This is a genomic window from Mangrovicoccus sp. HB161399, from assembly GCF_013184745.1.
Taxonomy (GTDB): Bacteria; Pseudomonadota; Alphaproteobacteria; order Rhodobacterales; family Rhodobacteraceae; genus Mangrovicoccus.
In genome coordinates, this window is the sequence record NZ_JAATVU010000262.1 from 1 (window position 1) to 891 (window position 891).

1 pseudogene is annotated in these 891 nt (G+C 63.6%); it reads left to right on the forward strand.

Annotation, left to right across the window (positions count from 1 at the left end):
• Window positions 1–86: 86 nt before the first annotated feature.
• Window positions 87–722 (forward strand): annotated as a pseudogene (locus HCC78_RS32775) (IS1634 family transposase); the annotation flags it as partial.
• Window positions 723–891: the final 169 nt, after the last annotated feature.

The window sequence follows — 891 nt, forward strand, 5'->3', positions numbered from 1 at the left end:
TTCCGGTGAGTACGCCACTCGTCATCCTGTCCTGCCCGCCTCGCTGCATAGTTTCAGATCGAAGGACGGTGACAACTACCCTGAACGAGGGGGCGGACCGCAGCCGCACGCATATCCGCGAGCTCGAAGAGGTGGGCGAGCGGCTGCCCGGCAAACTGGACGGGCAAGATGCCGGGCAGACCGCACGCGGCCGCCGCGCCTCTGATCGCGGGTCCTACAGCCGCTTTGCGAAGGCCGTGGTCGAGGCCGAGCTGACCCGCTTCATCAAGCCGGATCTGCAGGCGGACCTGTTCAGTTGGAGCCTCGACGAGGCCGCGATCGCCCGCGCCGAGCTCTTCGACGGCAAGTTGGCGCTCCTGACCAACGTTGCCGACCTTGGCCCAGCCGAGGCCGTCGCGCGCTACAAGGCCTTGGCCGATATCGAGCGCGGGTTCAGGGTCCTCAAGAGCGACATCGAGATCGCCCCCGTCCTCCACCGCCTGCCGGACCGGATCCGCGCGCATGCGCTGATCTGCTTCCTCGCCCTGGTTCTCTACCGCGTGATGCGGATGCGGCTGAAGGCGAAGGGCAATTCCGCCAGCCCGCGCATGGCGCTCGACCTTCTCGCGCGCATCCAGAAGCACACCGCCCATATCGGCGAGCGCAGCTTCAACGGAACCAGCAAGACCACCCCGGAGCAACTGGACCTTTTCGATGCATTGAGCCTTCCGAAACCCGCCTGAGCCTCCTTGTAGTCACACAAACGTCATTTCGGCGTAAACAATATCAAACACTTATCGAATTAACTGTCGAACTTGGCAGACTACACGACTCCCTGTCTTGGACGCCTTGGCATGACAAGCTTGCGGAAGCTTGGCGGGGTTTCGGCGTGCGACCGGAGCAATCGCCTCG